This is a genomic window from Blautia coccoides (assembly GCF_034355335.1).
GTDB lineage: Bacteria > Bacillota > Clostridia > Lachnospirales > Lachnospiraceae > Blautia > Blautia producta.
Window position 1 is genome coordinate 1,593,164 of record NZ_CP136422.1, and the last position, 21,704, is coordinate 1,614,867.

19 protein-coding genes are annotated in these 21,704 nt (G+C 46.5%); 17 read left to right on the top strand and 2 right to left on the bottom strand.

All coding sequences use genetic code 11. The annotated features are described in order from the left end of the window. The first annotated feature begins 40 nt into the window (after positions 1-40). From BLCOC_RS06965 to BLCOC_RS06980, 4 genes are all read left to right on the top strand, one after another. Entirely contained in the window at positions 41-1,603 is a 1,563-nt protein-coding gene (locus BLCOC_RS06965; protein ID WP_115624832.1) for an isopeptide-forming domain-containing fimbrial protein, read from the top strand. A 63-nt stretch (positions 1,604-1,666) separates the two neighbouring features. After that, positions 1,667-2,524, top strand: a complete 858-nt coding sequence (locus BLCOC_RS06970) for a class C sortase (protein ID WP_115624833.1) — start codon at positions 1,667-1,669, stop codon at positions 2,522-2,524. Beyond that, the gene (locus BLCOC_RS06975) at positions 2,496-3,383 is read left to right on the top strand and encodes a class C sortase (protein ID WP_115624834.1); all 888 of its coding nucleotides are present in this window, start codon (positions 2,496-2,498) and stop codon (positions 3,381-3,383) included. The genes BLCOC_RS06970 and BLCOC_RS06975 overlap by 29 nt, the downstream gene beginning before the upstream one ends. Further along, on the top strand, positions 3,373-4,083 hold the full coding sequence (locus BLCOC_RS06980) for a hypothetical protein (RefSeq protein ID WP_115624835.1): 711 nt from the start codon (positions 3,373-3,375) through the stop codon (positions 4,081-4,083). Before BLCOC_RS06975 ends, BLCOC_RS06980 begins: the two co-directional genes overlap by 11 nt. A 1,395-nt stretch (positions 4,084-5,478) precedes the next feature. On the opposite strand, the gene BLCOC_RS06985 is transcribed toward BLCOC_RS06980, so the two are convergent. Next, positions 5,479-5,832 carry a cupin domain-containing protein gene (locus tag BLCOC_RS06985; protein WP_165907215.1) on the bottom strand — a complete coding sequence of 118 codons (354 nt, stop codon included), beginning with the start codon at positions 5,830-5,832 and terminating at the stop codon, positions 5,479-5,481. Positions 5,833-5,947: 115 nt separating this feature from the next. On the opposite strand from BLCOC_RS06985, the gene BLCOC_RS27530 reads away from it, so the two are divergent. The 13 genes from BLCOC_RS27530 (at position 5,948) to BLCOC_RS07050 (ending at position 20,596) form a co-directional block, all read left to right on the top strand. Then, the gene (locus BLCOC_RS27530) at positions 5,948-6,583 is read left to right on the top strand and encodes a sugar O-acetyltransferase (protein WP_115624837.1); all 636 of its coding nucleotides are present in this window, start codon (positions 5,948-5,950) and stop codon (positions 6,581-6,583) included. After that, the gene (locus BLCOC_RS06995) at positions 6,576-7,925 is read left to right on the top strand and encodes an MATE family efflux transporter (protein ID WP_115624838.1); all 1,350 of its coding nucleotides are present in this window, start codon (positions 6,576-6,578) and stop codon (positions 7,923-7,925) included. The genes BLCOC_RS27530 and BLCOC_RS06995 overlap by 8 nt, the downstream gene beginning before the upstream one ends. A gap of 132 nt (positions 7,926-8,057) precedes the next feature. Next, positions 8,058-8,741: a response regulator transcription factor gene (locus BLCOC_RS07000; protein WP_115624839.1), complete on the top strand. Its 684-nt coding sequence runs from the start codon at positions 8,058-8,060 to the stop codon at positions 8,739-8,741. Position 8,742: 1 nt separating this feature from the next. Then, positions 8,743-9,759, top strand: a complete 1,017-nt coding sequence (locus tag BLCOC_RS07005) for a sensor histidine kinase (RefSeq protein WP_207660202.1) — start codon at positions 8,743-8,745, stop codon at positions 9,757-9,759. Between the two features lie 110 nt (positions 9,760-9,869). After that, positions 9,870-10,550, top strand: coding sequence for an ABC transporter ATP-binding protein (locus BLCOC_RS07010; RefSeq protein ID WP_115624841.1), 681 nt, complete (start codon positions 9,870-9,872; stop codon positions 10,548-10,550). Continuing rightward, positions 10,547-12,934, top strand: coding sequence for an ABC transporter permease (locus BLCOC_RS07015; protein WP_115624842.1), 2,388 nt, complete (start codon positions 10,547-10,549; stop codon positions 12,932-12,934). The genes BLCOC_RS07010 and BLCOC_RS07015 overlap by 4 nt, the downstream gene beginning before the upstream one ends. 158 nt (positions 12,935-13,092) lie before the next feature. Beyond that, positions 13,093-14,385 (top strand): ABC transporter substrate-binding protein, encoded by a 1,293-nt coding sequence (locus tag BLCOC_RS07020; RefSeq protein WP_018593878.1) that lies wholly within the window; start codon positions 13,093-13,095, stop codon positions 14,383-14,385. 21 nt (positions 14,386-14,406) lie between these two features. After that, entirely contained in the window at positions 14,407-15,198 is a 792-nt protein-coding gene (locus tag BLCOC_RS07025) for an alpha/beta hydrolase (RefSeq protein ID WP_115624843.1), read from the top strand. A 12-nt stretch (positions 15,199-15,210) separates the two neighbouring features. Next, complete coding sequence (locus tag BLCOC_RS07030; RefSeq protein ID WP_115624844.1) at positions 15,211-16,101, top strand: AraC family transcriptional regulator; 891 nt, start codon at positions 15,211-15,213, stop codon at positions 16,099-16,101. Between the two features lie 165 nt (positions 16,102-16,266). Further along, the gene (locus tag BLCOC_RS07035; RefSeq protein WP_115624845.1) at positions 16,267-18,537 is read left to right on the top strand and encodes an adenosylcobalamin-dependent ribonucleoside-diphosphate reductase; all 2,271 of its coding nucleotides are present in this window, start codon (positions 16,267-16,269) and stop codon (positions 18,535-18,537) included. Positions 18,538-18,682: 145 nt separating this feature from the next. After that, positions 18,683-19,066, top strand: a complete 384-nt coding sequence (locus tag BLCOC_RS07040; protein ID WP_018593873.1) for an ArsR/SmtB family transcription factor — start codon at positions 18,683-18,685, stop codon at positions 19,064-19,066. Further along, positions 19,053-19,817 carry an EFR1 family ferrodoxin gene (locus BLCOC_RS07045; protein ID WP_115624846.1) on the top strand — a complete coding sequence of 255 codons (765 nt, stop codon included), beginning with the start codon at positions 19,053-19,055 and terminating at the stop codon, positions 19,815-19,817. The genes BLCOC_RS07040 and BLCOC_RS07045 overlap by 14 nt, the downstream gene beginning before the upstream one ends. A 68-nt stretch (positions 19,818-19,885) precedes the next feature. After that, entirely contained in the window at positions 19,886-20,596 is a 711-nt protein-coding gene (locus tag BLCOC_RS07050) for an HAD family hydrolase (RefSeq protein ID WP_115624847.1), read from the top strand. Here the strand turns inward: BLCOC_RS07050 and BLCOC_RS07055 are convergent. Then, positions 20,572-21,657, bottom strand: a complete 1,086-nt coding sequence (locus BLCOC_RS07055; RefSeq protein WP_115624848.1) for a CdaR family transcriptional regulator — start codon at positions 21,655-21,657, stop codon at positions 20,572-20,574. The genes BLCOC_RS07050 and BLCOC_RS07055 overlap by 25 nt on opposite strands. Positions 21,658-21,704: the final 47 nt, after the last annotated feature.

Consider the following 21,704-nt stretch of genomic DNA (forward strand, 5'->3'; position numbering starts at 1 on the left):
TATCAAAACAGCTAAAAGCTAGTAAAAGGAGAGAACAAACATGAGTAAGATTATGAAAAAAATCAGCGGTCTGGCACTGGCAGTAATCTTAGCACTGACAATGGTGATGCCGGTTGCCGCAGCGGCAAAAAGCCTGCCGAGTGAAAGCGACACGGCAACAATCACAGTAACGGGTATTGAAGCGGGAGCGAAAGTGACAGCCTATCGTATTGTAAAACCGGTATATACAGCCGGAGGCGGCTATTCTGGTTATGAGGCATTTAAAAGCGGTTCTATCGCAAATGTACAGAACCCGACGGCGGCTGAGATATTTGCTCTTGCCGGGGAAACGGCGGAGTTGACAGACAACATCGTTATGACACGAAACGGCAATGATTATCAGGCAACAGTAGGGGCCGGGACATGGATGGTTCTGGTGGAAGGCAATGGAAAAAGCCTTGCGAAGGTATATAACCCGATGATCGTAAGTGCAGCGTATAAGAATAATACCTTAAATGACGGTTCTGTTTCAGGAACTGATAATTGGACACTTGCCGAAGGTCAGACGGTTGCAAAGGCTACAGAGCCAACAGTTACAAAAGGAATTGTAAATGGTGAGGGGAAGGAAGTAAAAGGTGATGACAAAGCTGTCGGCGATACAGTGAACTTTGTAGTCAAAAGTCAGATCCCTTCCTATGGATCAGAATATACAAAGGTAGTATATAAGCTTACAGATACATTGAGTGCGGGACTTACGCTGAAGCAAGATTCTATAGTGGTGAAGGTAGACAATGGAGATACGGGGACAGATGCATGTACAGTTACTCCGTCGGGTCAGGGATATGAGATTGTTTTTGCAGAAAACTATATTAGAAATCATGGTCAGTCTCATGTTGAAGTTACATATAGTGCAACCCTTAATGAGAAGGCAGTCAGCGGATATGATGCGGATACGAATACGGTCACACTGGATTATTCTACAAAGTTCGATGGAACTACCAGCAGTAAGACAGATAAGACATACCATTATACCTTCGGTATTGATTCAGCTCTGACAGGAAAGAGTGGGCTGACTACAATCACAAAGACTCATGAGATTATTAAAGTAAATGCCAACGAATATACACAGAAGACATATACAGATGAAGAGTACACAGAAGGAATTACCGGTGCATTGGATGGTGCGGAGTTTACTCTCTACAAGGCTGACGGCAAGACCGTGGTAGGTACTGCGAAGTCAAGTACGACAGGACATCTTGAATTCATAGGTCTGGATGCGGGAAGCTATGTTTTGAAGGAGACAAAAGCACCGTCAGGATTTAAAGTGGATGCGACGGAACATACAGTTGTCATCACCGCGGAGTATAATACGGATGGAACGCTGAAGTCACATACGGTTACGATTGATGGCCAGGCGACCAGTACTTATGCAGCGACATACAATGGAGATGGCACAGTGAAGGAAATTACCAAAACAGTGGAAGGTACTTCAGTTTTCAAAAATACAACGATAGGAGAACTTCCATCCACAGGAGGAATGGGAACTTATCTCTTTACCATTGTCGGCGTATTCATTATGGCAGTGGCTGCAGGCATGTTAATCTTCAGAAGAAAACGTGGTTAATATAGGTTATTGAATTCGCCCCCGGTATAAGCCGGGGGCGAAAATGACAACATGGAGTAGTTTATGAAAAGATTTGTGAAAAATGCAGGATTCATCTTGCTTTTCATGGGTGGATTATTGACTGTATTATATCCGACGATCAGCAATCGATGGAATGAGAAGCGTTTTCAGCAGCTAATCACAACATATGATTACATGGCAGAAGAACAAGAGGGAGTTAGCGAAGAGGTAGAGGCAGTCAGACAGTACAATCAGACGCTGACAGGCTCTAAAGTGCCGGATGCATTTTCGGTAAGAGACAATGTAAAAGATGCTGATTATGAAAATCTTTTGAATGTAAGCAACAACGGAATTATGGGAAGTATAGAGATTCCGGCAATTGATATCAAGCTGCCTGTCTATCACTATACGACGGATGAAGTACTGCAAAAGGGAGTGGGACATCTCTTTGGAAGCTCTCTTCCGATCGGAGGGGAGAGTACTCATTGTGTTTTGTCTGCTCATCGAGGTCTCCCAAACAGCAAACTTTTTACAGATTTGAATCTGTTGAAAAAGGGAGATACATTTTATATAAAGGTATACGATGAAGTTCTTGCCTATGAAGTGGATGAGATACAGGTGGTAGAACCAAAAGAGACAGAAGCGCTTGCAATAGAGGAAGGGAAAGATTATGTAACTCTTATCACCTGTACTCCTTATGCAGTCAATACACACCGCCTTCTGGTACGGGGATGTCGTATCCCTTATGACGAAGAAGAATATATGGAGACCCTGCAAAATGTAAGGCCAAGGATCAGCTCTTCTGTGTGGATTCATATGCTTTGTATCATAGCCGGAGTCGGAATAGCAGTTGTTGTGTGCAGGATACTTCCGGACGGGTTTGGGAAAAAGTATGGAGAAAAGAAGAAAAAGAAAAGGTAAAAGAAAGGTAGACTTTCTGCTTATATTATTCTTCTTTGCAGGAGCGGGATTTCTTTTGTATCCCAGTTTCAGTAATATGTGGAATCAATATCGGAACAGTCTGTTGATGACAGAATATACAGATGGTGTAAGAAGCCTTTCGGAAGATGAGCGTGAGCAGATATGGAGGAAAGCGCAGGAATATAATAACAGTCATGTGACAAATGTTGTGACAGATGCATTTGCGGAAGATGAAGATGTGTCAGGTGAGGAATATGAGAATCTCTTGAATCCAGATGACAACGGCATAATGGGAAGTATTGCCATCCCCTCTGTAGATGTGAAACTCCCTATTTATCACGGAACCGGAGAAGCAGAACTGAAGAATGGGTGCGGACATCTGCACGGCACAAGTCTTCCGGTAGGAGGAACGGGAACTCATGCGGTACTGGCAGCACATCGGGGGCTGCCAAGTGCCAGACTCTTTACAGATCTTGACCGATTGAAATGCGGAGATCTGTTCTATATCACGATCATGGATAAAAAACTTGCATATAAGATAGATCAGATCACGACTGTACTGCCGGAGGAGACGGAGGCATTGGACATTGTAGATGGAGAAGACTATGTGACACTTATAACCTGCACACCCTATGCAGTCAATACACATCGTCTTTTGGTGCGAGGACATCGTGTTCCTTATGAAGAAGCACTTAAGAAAGAGCCGGATAGAACGATGGAAACGGAGGTGTTTCATCGGGAGGGAATGTTGATTCTTACAGCTTTTCTGGCAGTAGCTGTTTTGATAATAGTTGGAATCTATGGCAGACCTAAGAGTGGCAGAAAGAAAAAAAGCAGGAGGAAAAGGAATGGCAGATAATAGATTAAGATATGGAATCGTACGTGCCATAGCGGGAGCAGCAGTATTGTTGATATGCATAGTAGCCGTGGGAAATATCGAGGCAGCAGCTGCAGATACAGGTTCTATCTGTATTAAGTATTCCGGGCAGGATCAGGGAGATAAGGAGATTCCACTGGCAGGTGCGGAATTTGTCTTATATCAGGTTGGGACAATGAAGGACGGAGAATGGGTGCTTACCGAAGAATTCGAGGATTCGGGTGTGTCTCTGAAGGATAATACCGCATCAGGAAGAAGAGCGCAGGCTGAGAAATTGTGGAGCTATGCGATGGAGCAGCGGATACCAGGAACTCTAAAAAAGACGGATGAATCGGGAATGGCAGTGTATGACGAACTGAGAGAGGGATTTTATATGTCTGCCCAAACAGGGCAATTCGTGTATAGAAATCAGGTCGTATTCATATCTGTACCATCCCTGATCAGTATACCGGCAGAGATAGATGGAGAGGTAACATATCAGGTGACAATAGAACCCAAAAGCGAAAGAAAAACACCGGAGCCGCCGAAAGAAACTCCCAAATCTCCTGAAATAGTGAAGACGGGGGATAAATCAGCTTTCTGCGTATATGGAATGCTTCTTTTTATCAGTGCAGGAGTTGTTGTGAGTTTAGTAATATATAAGATTCGGAGGGAAGCAATTCTAAGAAAAAGACAGTCATGAAAAGCCTGTGTTCGGTTTTAGGAATGGCCCTGGCAGCTGGTCGTGATCAAAAGACAATAGTGGCTGTATCAAGTTTTTTACAGCGGTAAGTGCACATTGGATGAAAGAGGTTTCAGATATTGTCCCGCTTTGGAACACCGGGTGTTTTTTGTTGGCACTCTCATTATTGCAGGGGTAAGTCCAGCCTACGAACACAGATACCGGTCAGATTCAAAAACGGACATGCCAGCACCATTTCTGAAAGAAAAAAAGTGCAGACAGTTTTGATATTATTTTCCTATAAGACTGACACACTACAGAACACGTGGAGGTGAGTGGCGGGGTTGTATAGCGGCAACCTTACAATGTTATTTGTGTCGGTTATCCGTTAAGGCATCAATGAATGGTGTATAACGTAGCCCGTAAACTTATCTCATCCAAAGCCGACTCGATTCTACCGGATGACAAGTTACTGTCAGTTCTATGCCTATAATAGAGATGAGCAAAACGTTCGAATGGAAATTTGAGATTGGACGGTCTGCATGAGTAGGTTATGAACTCATATTCTGGAAACTGTCAAGAAGGGACTTCGAAGCAACAAAACCAGCGGTTATACAGGCGTGTACCAAATGAATGGAGAAGTATAGAGGGCATCTGTTATCAATTGTAACAAAGCGTCTACAGATACTAAACTTTCTACATTTTACTTTTTTGTGCCTGATGGATATTTTAGATTCAGGCCTACGTCAGTAAAATATCAATTGCTTTTGGCAGAAAAATGCGGTATCAAATATCTGAAACTTATAGTTGCATAATAGGCAAATAACATTTTACTGAAAGTTTAATTATATATACTGTCTCTTCATGTAAAAAGGGAATCTCATTCCATGACATAAAGGAGCAGTATATGTGCTGGAAAGAACTGCGAAGGATGAAAACCTAATTTTATATCGAGTGTTTGGAGGTGCCGTAATTCAAAATAGGATTGCGGCACTTTTCTTTTTGTGGACAGAAATTTGGCCAGTATGGTCTTTTTCGTGTGAGAAAGTCAGGTCACCGCCCACTCCGATTTGATTTCAAAAATTCAGATCGGAGGTTAAGAAAGGTTGACTTTTAATAAAGCAAAAGCAGAGAAAAAATGGCGGAAATGGAAAGAAGCAGAAGAGAAAAAACTTCGACAGCTCGGAATGAACGAAGAATCCATCCAAGAGCTCAGGCAGATGGATTGGGAAGATTTTAAGGAAGAACGCAGATATCGGGAACACTTAAGTCCAAGTCAGGAGAAATTAAATACCGGGACACAGCCAGAGACCTATCCAATGGTACAGACGATTCAACAGTTGTTTGACAGTCTGGAGAATGAACAGCTTTTACATACACTGTTGGATACGGATAAGAAAATATTACAGATTCTTCTTATGAAAATATGGGGATTTTCGGTAAAAGAAATTGATTGGTGCAGAGCAGATGAAGGCGGAAAACAATACAGGCAAAATAGCAGTCTGTTTTGTCATCTGAGAACCCGTAGTGCATCTGACGGGTGTTTACGATCAGTGCGTCATTTTCGTGAATGGTCAGTTTTTCTCCATTCACATAATAGACCATATGTCCTTTCAGTGCTTTCATATATTCGATATCCTCATGCCAGTGGCAGAGTGCTTCCATATTGGTGTAGGAGGAGAGCCACCGGTCTTTCAGGTACAGGGGGATATTGGGGGTGTTATAATGGACAATTTCCGAGGCGTCTTTTAAAATGCTTACTCCGTTCATAAAACCTCCTTCAAAAATACGATTGTTATAGGATAAGGGCATATTTTGATAGAATACACCTGATCAATACACTATTATTATACATGAAAATACTTGTTTGTGAAGGAGAAAAGAGATGGATAATATTACGCGCAGGGACGCCGGACTTCCCTACATATCAGATGATGCTGTATTTGAACAGCAGAAGGTCACAAGAAGACTTTTGAGAGAATTTAACACCACTGACCCCTCAGATTTTGAGACCCTGGGAAGACTGGCCGGACGGATCGTAGACGGCGCGGAGGAAAATGTTTCCATAATGCCTCCGTTTTACTGCGATTACGGCTTCCATATCCAGGTGGGCAAGGGATTTTTTGCGAATTATAACTGTACCATACTGGATGTGGCAAAGGTCACAATAGGAGAAAACGTTTTGTTTGCGCCGAATGTATCCATCTATACAGCAGGACACCCGGTGCATCCTGTATCCAGACAGTCAGGATATGAGTACGGAATTCCCGTATCCATCGGTAATAATGTTTGGATCGGAGGAAATGTAGTCATTACCCCGGGTGTGACCATAGGGGATAATGTTGTGATCGGCGCGGGCAGCGTGGTGACAAAAGATATTCCCGCCAATGTGGTGGCTGCGGGGAATCCCTGCCGTGTGATACGTGAGATCACAGACGCAGATAAGAAATACTATTACAAAGACAGAGAATTTGACCCGGAATCATGGGCTGAGATAGAGGCAATGGAAAACGGTGAGTGACAGAGGAATCTTTTATAAAAAATTGTTTACCCTGGTACTTCCCATTGCTTTCCAGAACTTTATGACAGCGGCAGTGAGTGCCTCAGATGCCATAATGCTGGGAGTCATCAGTCAGGAGGCCTTGTCGGCAGTTTCCCTTGCAGGACAGATACAGTTTGTCCTGAGTCTGTTTCTGGCGGCACTGACCATCGGAACCACCATCCTGGCAGCCCAGTATTGGGGGAAAGGGGATAAGGTGTCTGTGGAGAAAATCCTTGCCATTGCGCTGAGGTTTTCTTCTGCCATATCCCTGGTTTTCTTTCTGGGAACCTTGTTTATGCCGGAAACACTTATGGGGATTTTTACTCCGGATGCAGAGCTGACGGCACAGGGAGCGGAATATCTGCGTATCGTGGGTGTGTCCTACCTGCTGATGGGTATTTCCCAGATTTATCTGTGTATTATGAAAAACAGTGGCAATACCCTAAAGAGCACGGTGATCGGCTCTGTTTCCATGGTGACGAATATTGTACTGAACGCAGTCTTTATTTTCGGAGTCTGGAAGATTCCAGCCATGGGTATTGCAGGGGCAGCTCTGGCAACTGTGCTGTCAAGAGTGCTGGAGCTGGCCTGGGCATTTGCGGAGTCTTTGCGGCACGGAAGGGTAAAACTGCACGTGAGATATCTGTTTCACTCTGACGGGGATCTGAAGCGGGATTTCTTTCATTATACACTTCCTGTGCTGGGAAATGAACTGATATGGGGATGCGGATTTACCATGTATTCTGTTATCATGGGACATTTGGGCAGCGATGCGGTGGCAGCCAATTCCATTGCCAATATTGTGAAAAACCTCATCGCCTGTCTGTGTCTGGGACTTGCAAGCGGCGGCGGGATCATCGTTGGAAATGAGCTGGGAAAGGGAAACCTGTCCGGTGCAAAGGATTACGGAGACAGGCTCTGCCGGCTTTCCATCCTCATGGGCGCTCTGTCAGGTCTTCTGCTTCTTGGGCTAAGTCCTCTGATCCTGGGCTTTTCCAATTTGAGTCCAACGGCTCACGGATATCTGAAGGGAATGCTCTTTATGTGCACGTATTATCTCATAGGAAAGTCTGTGAATTCCACTGTGATCGCCGGCATTTTCTGCGCAGGGGGAGATTCCAGATTCGGCCTTTTCTGCGACGCGGTTACCATGTGGGCGGTGACAGTTCCGCTTGGGCTGCTGACTGCATTTTATTTTAAAATACCAATTTTGGCTGTGTATTTCATCATTAATCTGGATGAGATCATAAAGCTTCCGGCTGTTTACAGACATTATAAAAAATATAACTGGGTGAGGGATATCACCAGGAGCAGTCTGTAAAAAACAGCAGTACATTGTTACCTTTCAGGATGCCGCACCGATACCGGAAGAGAACCAAAAGCAGGAATATCTATATATAGACTAAACATCAAAAATATACAAAAAAGAGTAAGAACGGGGCAGTGGACGGATATGAGCAGAGTATTGATTATTGAGGATGATGAGATATTAAACGCAGGTCTTTGCTTTCACCTGCAGAGAAAGGAAATTGAGGTGGAGCCTGCGTATTCGCTGGCGGAGGCGGAGGAATATTTAAAGGGGCATGAACCGGATCTGATCCTTCTGGATGTGAATCTGCCGGATGGAAACGGTTTTGATTTTGCCCGGAAGGTGCTCACAAAACAGTCCGCTGCCTTTGTTTTTCTGACTGCCCACAATCTGGATAACGATGTGATACAGGGACTGCAGTTAGGGGCAGACGATTACATCACAAAACCCTTCAGCATCCGTGTGGTAGTGGAAAAAATACAGACCATTCTGCGAAGATGTGCCAGGGCGGATAAGGACTCCAAAATATATGTCTGTAAAAATCTGATAGTGGATTTTGAGAGAAGAACAGTCAGCAAAGACGGGCGGATGCTGACTCTGACACCTACGGAATTTAATCTGCTGGAGTTATTCTGCAGAAATCCAAACAGGATCCTTTCAAAGGAGCTTCTTCTTGAAAAAGTCTGGGATGACAGGGGAAATTATGTCAATGACCATGCACTCACATTAAATATCAGCAGGTTGAGAGGAAAGCTGGAGGACGGGGAGAACAACTGTATAAAAACCGTGTACGGCATGGGGTATGAATGGGTGGGAGGCAGCAGGTAATATGAAAAAAATCATACGACTCTTTCTCATAGCTTTTCATTTTCTGGCAGTATGCGGGGGAAGTATTTTTCTCTTTGTGCAGCCGGTATCCTTTTCCGCAAAGGTTATCTTGTGTGCTGTGCTATGGGGGCTATGGGCAGCCGGTATGGGCAGCTTCCTGTATTTCAGAAATCAGTATGTAAGATATTCCGGGGATGTATGCCGTTATGCCCAACAGATCATGGAGGGCAATCCGTGCTCGGAAGTGCAGAATCAGGAGACGCTGACCTCCAAGATGGTCATGGAACTTAAGAAAACAGGAGAGATCCTGGGGTATAAGGCCAGCGCTGCGGAGAAAGAAAAGGCAGAGACCCAGCAGTTAGTATCTGACATTACGCATCAGTTGAAAACACCGGTAACGAACATAAAAATGTATGGGGATACACTCTGCGAGGAGGAACTGTCAGGGGAAGAGGTGCGGCAGTTTGTTCAGGTCATAGTGCAGCAGATCGGCAAACTGGAATTTCTCATTGATGCCCTGTCTAAAATGTCACGTCTTGAGAGCAGGATGATGCATATGCATCCCGATCACTGCAAGGTGAACCGGACTGTTTCCCAGGCGATTGACACGGTTGCGTCCAGGGCAAAGGAGAAAGGGATTGAACTGCAGGTAAATGTCAGGGAAACGCTTGAGGTTTGTCATGACAGCAAATGGACTGCGGAAGCTCTGGGAAATATTCTGGATAATGCAGTGAAATATACGGAAAGCGGCGGTAAAATAATTGTAAGCGCACGGAATCTGGAAATGTATATTGTGATTTCTGTCAGTGATACCGGGATCGGCATAGATTCCGGGCATTACAACCAGATTTTCCAGAGATTTTACCGGGAGGCAAAGGCGGCGAAAACGGAGGGGTTGGGAATCGGATTATATCTGGCCCGGCAGATCATCACCCTGCAGGGGGGATACATAAAGGTAAGGTCAAAAGCGGGATACGGAACAGAATTTGAAGTGTTTCTTCCAAGAAGGGCGGCGTAATGCCGCCTTTTGTTTTGTATCGAAATTGGTACGATTGATGCAGAATATTGGTACGGGATTGAGAGAATGGACGGCTATAATGAAAGTATCACAGGAAAGGGGAACACAGTATGAATATATTACAGACAAGAAATCTCACGAAGTATTATGGAAAAGAGCCGCTTCTGGTGAAAGCTCTCGATGGTATCAATATGGAAATAGAGCAGGGGAGTTTCACTGCCATTGTAGGCCGGTCCGGTTCGGGTAAGAGTACGCTTCTGCACATGCTGGGCGGTCTGGACTGTCCCACAGGGGGAAGTGTGATGGTAGACGGGCAGGAGCTGAGCGGGCTTGACAGCAATGAACTGACCATTTTCAGGCGGCGTAAGATCGGATTTGTTTTTCAGAATTTCAATCTGATGCCTAATCTGAACATCTATGACAATATTGTCCTTCCGGTAGAACTGGATGGACGCAGTGCAGATGACAAATACCTGAAGGAGATTGTAACAGTCCTGGGTCTTGAGGACAAACTGAAGAGGAAACCGGGAAAGCTTTCCGGAGGACAGCAGCAGAGGGCAGCCATTGCCAGGGCACTGGTTACAAAACCGGCCATCATTCTGGCGGACGAACCCACAGGAAATCTGGATTCCCAGACAAGCCAGGAGGTGCTCGGACTGTTTCAGGCAGCCAGCAGAAGATTCCATCAGACACTTGTGATGATCACCCATAATGAGGAGATCGCCCAAGTGGCTGACAGAACCATCCGGATCGAAGATGGAAAGATTGTTGAGAGCGGGTGGTCTTCATGAATATTGATAAAAATAATAACAGAAGGGTTGTATGGAGAACTGCAAAGAGCAATTTACTGGGAAACAGACTGTATAGTTTCTTTACTGTCCTGACCATCATTTTGGCTGTCAGTCTGATAAGCGGTCTGGCTATGGTACAAAAATCTGCGGAAACGGAAAAACAAAAGATATTGGACACCATGCAGCATGTCATGTATATGAATATCACAGAGCAGCAGATGCAGGGTCTGTCAGAGGATGAGCAGACAGAGATGATGGTTCCCTATAAAGAGGGTAGTGAAGTCAAGGAAGATGGAGTGAAGCTGTATCCGTTTTATATAGAAAGCCACAGCAGCGGAATCGTTACCTATACTCCTGCGGAAGGAAAGGTTCCGGAGCTGGAAAATGAAATTGCTGTGGACAGACAGCTTCTAAAAGCTTTGGGGAAAGATGAGAAGACAGGGACAGAACTGGAACTCTCCTTTGCAGACGGGGGGAGGGAAAGCTTTGTGGTCTGCGGCATATTGGAGCGGGATCAGGAGCTGAGCAGATATCCTGTCTATGTCTCGAAAGCCTATGCGGACAACAGTAGGGCGCTCAGGGATATTCCCTATACAGCCCTGGTTAAAATTGTGGACGCAGGGGATATGCAGATATCGGAGTTTTCGGGTGTGGTAAATAATCTTGCCGTCAAATATGAGATCGATAGAAACCAGGTTAATATAAACGGAAATTTTGAGTATTCCCTCCAGAAAACCAGTGCTGTGCTTTTGATCGGAGTTGTGGGGCTTATCATATTATTTGCCGCTGTAGTTGTCATATACAGTATTTTTTACCTGTCTGTGACAGGCAGGATCCATCAGATCGGGCAGCTCAGAACCATCGGCATGACAAAAAAGCAGATAAACAGGATGATCTTCAGTGAGGGGTTTATGCTCAGCGGCATTGGGATTCCTACCGGGATTCTCATAGGCATTGTGTCTGCGTATTTTATCAGGCCCGGGGGCTTTACTGGGGCAGGACTTTTCCTGACAGTATGTATGTCAGCCGCCTTTGGGGTGCTCACTGTACTCTTTTCTGTGAGTAAGCCGGCTAAGATGGCGGGAAATATTTCGCCTGTGGAAGCAGTGAGATACACCGGGGATGAAAAAAGCAGAGAGGAAAAAGACAGGCCGCACAGGAAACTGACAGCGCGAACTATGGCGAAAAGTGTCTGGAACAACAACGGGAAAAAGGGCGTTTTGACCACGGTGTCATTGGCCATAGGGGGTATCTTGTTTATGACAGGTGCTGCCTATATGGCAGCGTGGGACGCTGAGGAATATTCCAGAGCGGGAGACTTTGAAGACTGGGAATATATTGTGGATTATGCGTACGATGCACATGGCAATACACAGAGGTATGGGATCACAGAATGGCAGATGGAAGGAACACTGAGTGAAGAGTTAAAACAGAAACTGGAGAATATTCCCAATGTAAAGCGGGTCAAAAAAGAAATCAACACTTCAGCAATAATCAGGGACGGCAGTAGAGAGCTGATGGAGAACGTCTATCCGGTGACGGAGGAGAACAGAGAAGAACTGGATGCTCTGCTGGATGCGGGAAGTACCGACAGGCTGGATCAGAACTCTGTCATAATCGTCAACACCAGACTCATAGAATCCATATTTCAAATATCTCTGGATATGGAGAAAGAGGTAGAACTGGAGTGGTATAACGGCACAAACAGGGAGCGCACTGTGCAGATCGTTGGGGTAAAAGAGCGTGCAGATGATGACAGGAATCTGGAAGACGGTATTTATATTTCAGGAAAAGTAATGGAAGAGATGTGGCCGGAAATGAATAAAACTTCAGCTTTTTACGTGACAGCAGAGGAGTATGGGAATAATGCAGAGGCTGTCGAGGAGGATATCCTGAACATACTGGATGACTATAAAAATCTTAGGCTGCAGACTCTCAGGGAGAAAAAAATAGACGATGCGGCACAGACAAAGGCCTTAAATACACAGGTTTACGGGCTTACTATCTTTATCATTATCTTCAGTATTTTTAATATGATCAACACCAGTATCAGCAGCATAACGGCAAGAAGGAGAGAATTTGCCATGCTGGAATCCATTGGGATGGAGAGAAGACAGATTGTGAAAATGCTCTGCATTGAGAATATTTACCTGGCTGTTCCAAATCTGATCATTACCCTGACGGCAGGAGGACTGGCCGGTTTTGGCATTGTGTGGGCACTGAGAAAATATGCGGGTGCCGCTTATATGCACTTTCAATTTCCTTTGGTGGAATACGGGATCTATGCCCTGTGCATGCTGTTTGTACCAATGCTGATCACATATATCTGTCTGAGATCGCAGAACAGAGATTCCCTGGTAACAAGGATCAATTACACCGAGTAATATAGAAAAATGAAAAGAAAAAGACACATTAGGTTATGAGTCTCATACATTACTCTATTTTATCGCTGCTTCGGATTTCTTATAATAAAACAAACAGAGGGTTCCGGAACACCTGTAAGTTTACAGCAGTAAGTTCACAGCAAAAAAGGAGATAAGGTATGAGATTAAAAAGAATGAGTGCCATTTTACTGGCATCGGCAGCAGCGGCAGTATTGGCAGCCTGCGGACAGAACGCGGACGGGCAGGAGAAGGAAAGCAGCGGATCAGAGAAAAAAAGTGACGGGGTACTGTCTGTCATGACATGGGATGACAATCAGGCAAAAGGCCTGCAGAAGATCCTTGATGATTTTACCAAGGAGACGGGGATCAAGGCGGAGACAGGCGTGGTCAAATGGGATGAATACTGGACTATGCTGGATGCGGGAGCCAGGGGCGGTACACTCCCTGATGTATTCTGGATGCATTCCAATGAAGCGGAACGCTATATGACCAACGGACTGCTTCTGGATCTGACAGATAAGATCGAGAGCAGTGACAGGATTGACCTTGCCAATTACCCGGAGGATATTGTAAAATTATATAACAATGACAACAAACAGTACGCAGTGCCAAAGGATGTGGACACCATTGCCCTGTGGTATAATAAGAAGATGTTTGACGAGGCGGGCGTAGAGTATCCCACAGCAGAGTGGACCTGGAATGATGTGTTTGAGGCAGCCAAAAAGCTCACAAAAGAGGATGGCAGCCAGTACGGTCTTGCCATGCGCAATGACAACAACCAGGCGGGCTACTACAATATGATCTATGACAATGGCGGTTATATTATCTCGGAGGATAAGAAAAAGTCTGGGTGGGATGATCCCAAGACGATCCAGGCCATGGAAATGCTGGAGAGCTGGATCCAGGCAGGGGTTATGCCCACACTGGAAACTATGTCGGAAAATGGTGAGGACGTCTTGTTCCAATCCGGGAAAATTGCCATGACCTTCCAGGGGTCCTGGATGCTGGCTTATTTCAAAGAAAATGAATATACAGCGGAGAACTGCGACTGTGTGGAGCTTCCCATGAACGCGGAGACAGGAAAAAGAATGTCTGTCTACAACGGACTGGGCTGGGCGGCAGCGGCAAATGGGGAACACACAGAGGATGCATGGAAGCTGATAGAGTATTTAGGTTCAAAGGAAGCCCAGATCAAACAGGCAGAACTGGGAATTACAATGTCCGCTTATAAGGATACCTCAGACGCATGGGCCAATTCCGCTGATTTTAACCTAAAGGCTTATCTGAATATGATGGATGACATGGTGATCCGTCCCTATTCCAAGACCACTGTCACCTGGGAGAACAAAGCAAATGAGATTTTAAAGGAGGTTTACGCCAAAGACAAGTCTATGGCGGATGCCTGCAGAGAGATCGCAGAGTTTATGGACCAGTCTTTGGCGGAAGAATAAGTATGGAAAGAGGTAGGATGTATGGCTTTGCTTCAAGTTGATTTTTTCTCTGAAGTGCTGGGAATGTGCACACAGATGTCCGTGATCCTTCCCCAGAGGACCAGCCGTCAGATTGGTATGACAGGCACGGTGAGGGAAGGGAAATACCCGGCAGTGTTTCTGCTGCACGGTATGACAGATGACCATACCACATGGTGCCGGCGAACCTCCATTGAACGCTACGTCAGTGAACTGGGAATCGCAGTGATCATGCCGGAAGTTCAATTGGGGTGGTATACAGACACAAAGTACGGTATGCGTTACCAGACCTTCCTGTGCAGAGAGCTTCCGGGTATCTGCCGGGAATTCTTCCCCAATATCTCTGATAAGAAAGAGGATATTCTGGCGGCAGGGGTGTCAATGGGCGGATACGGCGCATGGAAAGCGGCCCTTGACGGCAGTGAAAATTTTGGCGCGGGGGCAGCTCTGTCGGGGGCTTTAGACCTTGCGGCCAGTCTGGAAAGGCACAGACAGGAGGAACCGGAGGAGCAGGCATTCTGGAACGGCATTTTCGGAAGCGGAGAGTCTGTCAGAGGTTCTGACAATGACCTGTGGGAGCTGGCTGCCGAGAGAAAAGCTACGGAAAAAGAAATGCCAAGACTCTATGCGTGGTGCGGCAGGCAGGACTTTCTTTATGAGGACAATCTACATACCTGGGAGCACATGAAAGAACTGGGAATTGAAGTGACCGTAAAGGAGTCTGAGGGAAGCCATACCTGGGACTGCTGGGATGAGCAGATCCAGGATGTGCTGAAATGGTGGATGGACAGATAGACAGGAGGAAAAATGGAACATGATCCGGGGATGAATCTGAGATTCAAAGCTTTTTTAGACAATGAAAGCCAGGACTCCGTGGAGCTGGCGCTGAATTACTGCGGGATTGAGGAGTGCCGGCCGGCTTATTTCCATAGTCCCCCGAAGCGTTCTATCTACCTCATTCATATTATTTTGAGAGGAAAGGGAATACTGGAGATTGATGACCAGACCTTTCATCTGGGAGAAAATGACGCATTTTTAATTCCGCCGTACAGGAAAGGCAGCTACCGGGCAGATCAGGAGGAGCCGTGGGTTTATATGTGGATCGGTTTTTCCGGCCTGAAAGCCTATGAATGTCTGGCTAAGGCAGGATTTGGGCAGCAGCGGTTAGTCAGGCAGGTGGCATGTACAGAGCGTCTCCACGGGATCATCCGAAAAATGCTGGAGATACCTCAGCTCACCCTGGTAAATGAGTTGAGGAGAAACAGCATGATGCAGTGGTTTCTCTCTGAACTGATCGAGGAATACCAGGTGCTGCATAAAAATCAGGACACATATTCTTATTCCGCGGCGGCCTACGTAAACTATGCAAAGGAATTTCTGGCGGAGAATTATAACAGAAAAGTCAAAGTCAATGATCTGGCAGAGCGGATAGGCATCAACAGAAGCTATCTGGCAAAGAGCTTTAAGAAAATGATAGGGTGCTCCCCTCAGCAGTTTCTTGTTAATCTGCGCATGGAGAAAGCGGTGACCATGCTGAAGAATACAGAGTTTCCCATCAATCAGATCGCGGCTGAGGTGGGGTATGAAAATCCCCTGACCTTCTCCAAGATATTTAAACAGAGATATGGTATCAGTCCGAAAAATTACAGAGGATCCGCGTCTTCTTTTCCCACCGTGCAGAACGACTGTGTGGAATAGAAGACAACAGGGACTGCGCATAAACAAAAAGTTTGTGCGCAGTCCTGTTTGAATTATTGCAGGAATACAGCATAGATGCAAAAACTTCAGTTTCATACCTTGATTTGCCCTATATATTGTGGTAATATAAAAATCGTTGACTAAATCTGGATAAGGAGCGATCATATGACAATAGAAGAGTGGCTGGGTGAGGAGAACCAGCTTGGTATGGATATCTGGGCAAAGAAATACTGCTGTGAAGACGAGGATTTCGAGGCTTGGCTTACAAGGATCAGTGGGGGAAATGAAGAGATCAAAGAGTATATCAGACAGAGAAAATTTTTGTTTGGCGGAAGGATTCTCTCAAACAGAGGACTTCAGAAGCAGAACAGAAAGGTGACATATTCCAATTGTTACGTCATTGAACCACCAGAGGATGAGATTGAGAGTATTTTTGACTGTGCTAGAAAATTGGCGCGTACCTACAGCTATGGCGGAGGATGCGGCATTGATATATCAAAATTGAGTCCCAGAGGGGCAAAAATAAACAATGCGGCCAAAGAGACCAGCGGCTCCGTGTCTTTTATGGAGCTGTATTCTCTTGTTACTTCTCTGATCGGGCAGAACGGAAGGCGGGGCGCGCTGATGATCTCTATTGACTGTTCCCATCCGGATGTGCAGGAATTTATTGATCTTAAGACAGACCTGGACAAGGTGACAAAGGCCAATATTTCCATCCGTATCCATGAGGATTTTATGGAAGCGGTAAAGGAAAATAAGGACTATCTTCTGCACTACACTCGTGAAGTTACAGGGGAAGTTATCGAAAAGACAGTGAATGCCAGAGAACTGTTCCGAAGGATCGCGGAGACAAACTGGGATTACGCGGAGCCGGGAGCTTTGTTCTGGGACCGCATTACAGGCTGGAACCTGTTGAGCAATACAGAGGACTTTGCCTATGCAGGCGTAAATCCATGCGCAGAGGAGCCGCTGCCGGCAGGGGGAAGCTGTCTGCTGGGAAGTGTGAATCTGGCGGAGTTCGTACAGAATCCGTTTACAGATACCGCGTTTTTTGATTTTGACAGCTTTAAGAAGTGCGTGCAGGCGTCTGTAAACGCACTGAATGAGGTCCTGGAAGAGGGGCTGCCCCTGCATCCGCTGGAGGAGCAGAGAAAAAGTGTGGAAAAATGGCGTCAGATCGGGCTTGGTATCATGGGACTGGCGGATGCCCTGATCAAGCTGGGCATCACCTACGGAGAGGCTGAGGCTGTGGAAATGTGCGATAAGATAGGATTTGCCATGGCGGATGCAGCCATTGCCGCCTCCGCAAAACTTGCCAGGGAGAAAGGTGCCTTTCCTGCCTGCTGTGTGGAAGAGATCATGGAGACCCCATATTTTACAGCAAATACTACGGAAAAGACAAGGGGACTTGTCAGCAAATACGGTATGCGCAATTCACAGCTTCTGACGATCGCGCCAACGGGAACCCTGTCTACCATGCTGGGGATTTCCGGGGGAATTGAACCGGTGTATGCCAATTACTATGAGCGGAAGACGGAATCCCTGCACGGAACCGATGTATATTACAAGGTGTATACAAAGATCGTGGAAAATTATATGAAGCAGTTTGAGATAAAGGATGACAAATCCCTGCCGGAATACTTTGTCACAGCCATGACACTGGATTACCGCCAGAGGATTGATATGCAGTCTGTATGGCAGAAGCATATCGACGCATCTATCAGCTCCACAGTGAATGTGCCGAACAGTTTTACCGTGGAGGAGACAGAGAGTCTGTATCTGTACGCTTATGAGAGCGGATTAAAGGGGATCACTATCTTCCGTGACGGCTGTAAGAGGACCGGGATACTGAATACCAAGGAGACAAAAAAGGTGGCGGCAGGAGAAGGGCTGAAGCGCGGGGACATCATTCTTGTCACAGACGACGTGGTGGGCAAGAAGCGCAAGCTCATCACCGGATGCGGAAGCCTTCACTGTATCGCGCTCTTTGATCCTCATACCGGTGCGCTGCTAGAAACCTATCTGAGCAAGGGTTCTACAGGAGGCTGTAACAATTTCATGGTGGGGCTGTCCCGTATGATCTCCATCAGTGCCAGAGGCGGGATTGATATTGAGACCATTGTGGATCAGCTCAATTCCAGCGGTTCCTGTCCTTCCTACACAGCGCGCCGCGTGACCAGAAAGGATACCAGCAAAGGGGCATGCTGCCCGATGGCAGTGGGAAATGCCCTGATGGATATGTATAACGAAATGCAGGCAGAACTTACTCGGAAGGAAAAAGACCTGGGCGGGCGGTCTCAGAAGAAGGCCCCGAAAGCCAAGGCTGTGACCGGACCGGAGACGGACAAGATATACTGTCCCGAATGCGGGGAGGCCCTCGTCTTTGAGGAGGGATGCAATATCTGTAAGAGCTGCGGATGGAGCAAATGCCATTGATTTTTTTTAGAACCGCTGCACAGTTTTCAGACGGACTGTGCAGCGGTCTTTTTGATTTAATGAACCTGATTTTCTTTACCAATGTTGAAGTGGGGGCCAATCTATTCTATAATAGTCGATAAATATTGACCATTGGAGGAAGAGCATGGAAGGAATCACGCTGGAGGAACGCAGGAAACTTTTTGCGGAAAAATTTGTGCTTTGTCAGCCTGCGCTCTCTGCGGTTGGAGATGAGACCAGGCAGCATATCATCCGAACCCTGATTGAGCACTGCGGGGAGGGCGGACTGCGTGTGGGGCAGATTCAGAGGAACACCAATATATCCCGCACTGCGGTATCCCATCATTTGAAGATATTGATGGAAGCCGGGATCATTACGGTCAGCAGGCGGGGAACCATGAATTTCTATTATCTTGATCCGGCCAGCAGCAGCCTGAAACTGGTGGCAGAGCTGTGGAGAGACGCGGAGGAAATGATGGATGTATGTCTGGCGAAGGTGAAGGAAAGGACAGAAAATGAAATTATATGATATTTATTTCAGCCCCACAGGGGGAACGAAAACGGTGACAGATATACTGTGCAGAGCCTGGGAGGAAGAAAAGCAGGAGATCGATCTGTCTGTTTTTCAGGGTGATTATACCAGGTATGTTTTTGATAAGGAGGATATCTGCGTTGTGGGAGTTCCGTCTTTCGGGGGAAGGGTGCCTAAGGCGGCCCTGGATGCGGTCAGACAGATGAAAGGTGGGGGAGCGCAGGCTGTCCCTGTGGCAGTATACGGAAACAGGGAGTATGATGACACACTGCTGGAGCTTGAGGAAGCTCTCACAGATGCAGGATTTCACTGTACGGCAGCAGCAGCGGCCGTGGCTGAACATTCTGTTATGAGGCAGTTCGGAGCCGGAAGACCGGATGAAAAGGACAGGGTAGAGCTGGGGGAGTTTTCCAAAAGAATAAAAGAGAAGCTGGAGAGGCATAACAGAGGAGAGAAAGTAAAGGTACCGGGAAATAAACCCTATAGAAATTACAGCGGCATTCCTCTGAAGCCGAAAGCCGGAAAACGCTGTACCAAATGCGGGGTCTGTGCGGCAAAATGCCCGGTGGGGGCCATACCGGCGCAGAACCCGTCGGAGGTGGACAAGGAAAAATGTATCTCCTGTATGCGCTGCATTACTGTTTGTCCCCAGAAGGCAAGAAATGTAAACCAGATCATGCTGAGGGCGGCCTCGATAAAAATGAAAAAGACCTGCAGCGGCAGAAAAGAAAACAAAGTTTTTCTTTGAGTAGAAATGAGAATACATGGTAATGATTCAGAAGTCAGGCAGAATTTAAAAAGACAGGGAGTAAATAGATGATCAAAGCAGTATTTTTAGATTATACAGGTACTATTATTGAAGAGGGCGGACCGGACGGCATGGAGATGCTGAAGCGATGCTGGAAAAACAGTGATATAGAGAGTATGGAGGCAATGCTGGCCTACTGGTGGAAACTGATCAAAGCTTATGAAGCTGTCAGTTATAAAGAAAGTTATATCACAGAAGATGAGATCGTGGACAGGGCACTGGCGGAGTGCGCAGAGAAGATCCATTTGAAAGAAAATTTCGCGGAGCTTCACAGGCTCTGTCAGCGTTTCTGGATGTATGCCCCAGCATTTCCCGACACAAAGGAATTCTTTGACAAATGCAGCGTTCCCATCTTTGTTATCAGCAACAATGGGCTTTCCTATGTGGAGGAAGGCATGCGGGACAAGGATCTGCACCCGGCGGGTATTATCTGCGGAGATATGGTGAGGGCTTACAAACCTCATGAGGAAATCTTTTTAAAAGCGCTGGAGGTCAGCGGTCTGAATGCGGAGGAAGTCATCCACATCGGGGACTCTGTCACCTCTGATGTTGCGGGAGCTGTCAGGGCGGGAATCACCCCTGTGCTGCTGGACAGACAGGGGGATAAATCCTGTGAGGGGGTTACTGTGATCCATTCCCTTACGGAGGCTCTTCCGCTAATAAAATGCGCAAAAGGGCGAGTATCCGCGGGAGATCAGGTGAGCTTCAGTGCCAGATAAAGCACTGCTGCGTCCCGGAATTTTCTGGGGTTCAGTCCGCATTTTTTGTAAATGCGGTCCAGTTTGTACTGGAGTGTATTCTTGTGAAGAAACAGCCTGCTGCTGGTGTGCCCCAGAGACATGTCCTCCTCAAAGTAGGCAGAAAGAAGAGATATGTCCTCCCCATCCAGCGAATCCAGGGTTTTGTGGAGATATTCTGTCCGACATCCTTCATCTACGGAGGCGAGTATCAGCTCCAGGGTAAGGTCGTCAAAGACAGCATAATGCCGGGCAGCGGAGGAGGCGATGCTTTTCAGCGCGGCGGCTCCCGTACTGCAGGAATCCGATAGCTGAAAGACAGGACAGCTTTTTCCCACGGCCATTTTCAGCTTTCCGTTCTGGGAGACAGAAAATTGTTCCAATAGGGGGGAGATGGCAGGAAACCTGCTGTTGTCCAGTACAGCCAGATATTCACTGGGATAGTTGAAGGTGAAGAGTGTAATACCTGTGCGGGAAAACATCTGTTGGATCTTTTGTTCTGCTTCCGAGGTATTCATGGGTGACCTGTCGGAGCGGATATGGATCAAAAGAAGCCGGTATCTGCCATGCCTGCTGATCCTGAAATGTTCCAGCAGATCCAGAAGGTAAGCCTTGGAAAGGTTCTCTTGATTGATGAGGGAATGGATCACATAGTGCATTTTCTCCGCCTGGGTGCGGCTGAAGGTGTTAAGCTCCCGTTCCCGGATCAGAAGACCGGTGATGCGTTCAGCCAGATAGGCGTATTTGCGCACCTGGTCCGGCGGGCCGCTGATGCCTATGACAGCCACAAAGGAACCGTTGTGAAAGACCGGCAGGTTGACCCCCTTCTGGGTTCCGGCAAACAGGCTGTCAGTATCCACTTCCATCATCTCTCCTTTTTCTGCGGCCTGCTTTCCGATTTCATGAAAACTTCCGATTCTTTTTTCATCTGTGCTGGCATAGATGATGCCTGTATGATCAATGAAATTTACATTTTGTCCACACACATCTTTTACCGTGTCTACAATCTGCTGTGCCAATTTTTTATCAATAGGATTCTCCATAACTGATTCCCCCTGTATGGTTAAGCGTTGAGTGATATCTTGTGTGA

Bases quoted from the DNA above. Each gene is read 5' to 3' on its own strand.
- BLCOC_RS06965 (WP_115624832.1), top strand. From the start codon at position 41: ATGAGTAAGATTATGAAAAAAATCAGCGGTCTGGCACTGGCAGTAATC.
- BLCOC_RS06970 (WP_115624833.1), top strand. From the start codon at position 1,667: ATGAAAAGATTTGTGAAAAATGCAGGATTCATCTTGCTTTTCATGGGT.
- BLCOC_RS06975 (WP_115624834.1), top strand. From the start codon at position 2,496: ATGGAGAAAAGAAGAAAAAGAAAAGGTAAAAGAAAGGTAGACTTTCTG.
- BLCOC_RS06980 (WP_115624835.1), top strand. From the start codon at position 3,373: ATGGCAGATAATAGATTAAGATATGGAATCGTACGTGCCATAGCGGGA.
- BLCOC_RS06985 (WP_165907215.1), bottom strand. From the start codon at position 5,832: ATGAACGGAGTAAGCATTTTAAAAGACGCCTCGGAAATTGTCCATTAT.
- BLCOC_RS27530 (WP_115624837.1), top strand. From the start codon at position 5,948: ATGGATAATATTACGCGCAGGGACGCCGGACTTCCCTACATATCAGAT.
- BLCOC_RS07000 (WP_115624839.1), top strand. From the start codon at position 8,058: ATGAGCAGAGTATTGATTATTGAGGATGATGAGATATTAAACGCAGGT.
- BLCOC_RS07005 (WP_207660202.1), top strand. From the start codon at position 8,743: ATGAAAAAAATCATACGACTCTTTCTCATAGCTTTTCATTTTCTGGCA.
- BLCOC_RS07010 (WP_115624841.1), top strand. From the start codon at position 9,870: ATGAATATATTACAGACAAGAAATCTCACGAAGTATTATGGAAAAGAG.
- BLCOC_RS07015 (WP_115624842.1), top strand. From the start codon at position 10,547: ATGAATATTGATAAAAATAATAACAGAAGGGTTGTATGGAGAACTGCA.
- BLCOC_RS07020 (WP_018593878.1), top strand. From the start codon at position 13,093: ATGAGATTAAAAAGAATGAGTGCCATTTTACTGGCATCGGCAGCAGCG.
- BLCOC_RS07025 (WP_115624843.1), top strand. From the start codon at position 14,407: ATGGCTTTGCTTCAAGTTGATTTTTTCTCTGAAGTGCTGGGAATGTGC.
- BLCOC_RS07030 (WP_115624844.1), top strand. From the start codon at position 15,211: ATGGAACATGATCCGGGGATGAATCTGAGATTCAAAGCTTTTTTAGAC.
- BLCOC_RS07035 (WP_115624845.1), top strand. From the start codon at position 16,267: ATGACAATAGAAGAGTGGCTGGGTGAGGAGAACCAGCTTGGTATGGAT.
- BLCOC_RS07040 (WP_018593873.1), top strand. From the start codon at position 18,683: ATGGAAGGAATCACGCTGGAGGAACGCAGGAAACTTTTTGCGGAAAAA.
- BLCOC_RS07045 (WP_115624846.1), top strand. From the start codon at position 19,053: ATGAAATTATATGATATTTATTTCAGCCCCACAGGGGGAACGAAAACG.
- BLCOC_RS07050 (WP_115624847.1), top strand. From the start codon at position 19,886: ATGATCAAAGCAGTATTTTTAGATTATACAGGTACTATTATTGAAGAG.
- BLCOC_RS07055 (WP_115624848.1), bottom strand. From the start codon at position 21,657: ATGGAGAATCCTATTGATAAAAAATTGGCACAGCAGATTGTAGACACG.